Here is a 1318-nt window from a genome sequence, read left to right on the forward strand (position 1 = left end):
GCAGTTTTATGCGTGCGTCTAGTTCGTTGTCAGAGGTCCAGCGCAAGGCCGCTGTAGCGTGGTTCGAGAAAGGCATCGCAGCTAGGGCGACGGCCGGACTGCTGGGTGTGCCCTTGCCGCCGGTTCGGGGTCTCTACCTCCGATGGAGGATTCATGGTCGAGGAGTTTTGATGGCCCAGCCGCCAATGTCGTACTCATTCGAGTTCAAACTCGCCTTGGTCGAACGGTTCCTCGCGGGCGAGACCGCCCCGGACCTGGCAGTAGAGGCCGGCCTGTCCTCACCTCGCGTCCTGCAAAAGTGGGTACGGGCCTACCGCGAGGAGGGCGCTGATGCGTTGCGCCCCAAGCCCAAAGGCAGGCCCCGTAAGTCCGACGCTCCGCCGCCGCCGGATACACCGGAGATGGAACGGCTACGGCGGGAGAACGAGCGGTTGCGGGCAGAGGTGGCCTACTTGGGAAAACTGCGGGCCTTGAGGGAACAGGGACGTCGGTGAAGGTCCAGGCCGTCATCTCCCTCAAGGCTGATTATCCGCTGGGCGTCCTGCTGGATGTCGCCGGGCTTGCCCGGTCCACGTTCTTCTATCACCAGGCCCGCCTCCAGGCTCCCGATCCGCAAGCGTCGCTGAAGACCACGATCACCGAGATTTTCAACGACAGCCAGGCCAGGTACGGGCACCGGCGCATTCATACCGAGCTGCTCAAGAAGGGGTGGGCGGTCGCGAAGAAGACCGTCCTGAAGCTGATGCGTGTCCTGGGGCTGGTCTGCAAGGTCCGGCGGAGGAAGCGCTATGACTCCTACCAGGGCGAGCAGGGCAGGATGGCCCCGAACCTGCTGAACCGGGAGTTCGGCGCTACAGCCCCGAACGAGAAGTGGGTCACCGACGTCACCGAGTTCAGCGTCGGAGGCCGGAAGCTTTATCTCTCCCCGGTCATGGATCTTTTCGACCGGCAGATCATCTCCTACGCCATCGGTTCGTCCCCGAACCTGGAACTGACCAACGCGTCGCTGCGCGACGCCCTGGGACTGCTTGAGGACGGGCAGAAACCCCTGGTGCATTCGGACCAGGGCGTCCAGTACCAGCACATCTCCTGGCGCACTCTCCTTAAGGGGGCCGGCGCGGTCCAATCAATGTCCCGCAAGGGCAACTGCTATGACAACGCCGTGATGGAGAACTTCTTCGGCCACCTCAAGGAAGAACTCTTCCACCACGTCCGGTTCCTCAGCACCGAGGCGCTGGCAACAGCACTGCACGAGTACATCCGCTGGTACAACACCGAAAGAATCTCCACGAAGCTCAACGGCTTGAGCCCGATACAA

The 1318-nt window shown here is 62.7% G+C and carries 2 protein-coding genes; both read left to right on the forward strand.

Translation table 11 applies throughout. The features are described 5' to 3' along the window. The first annotated feature begins 170 nt into the window (after positions 1–170). Entirely contained in the window at positions 171–494 is a 324-nt protein-coding gene (locus tag AC5RWD_RS23115) for a helix-turn-helix domain-containing protein (protein WP_494022254.1), read from the forward strand. Further along, a partial coding sequence (locus AC5RWD_RS23120; protein WP_494022255.1) for an IS3 family transposase occupies positions 491–1318 on the forward strand: 828 nt, incomplete at its 3' end. The genes AC5RWD_RS23115 and AC5RWD_RS23120, both read left to right, overlap by 4 nt.

Source organism: Arthrobacter sp. CMU6 (assembly GCF_059090205.1).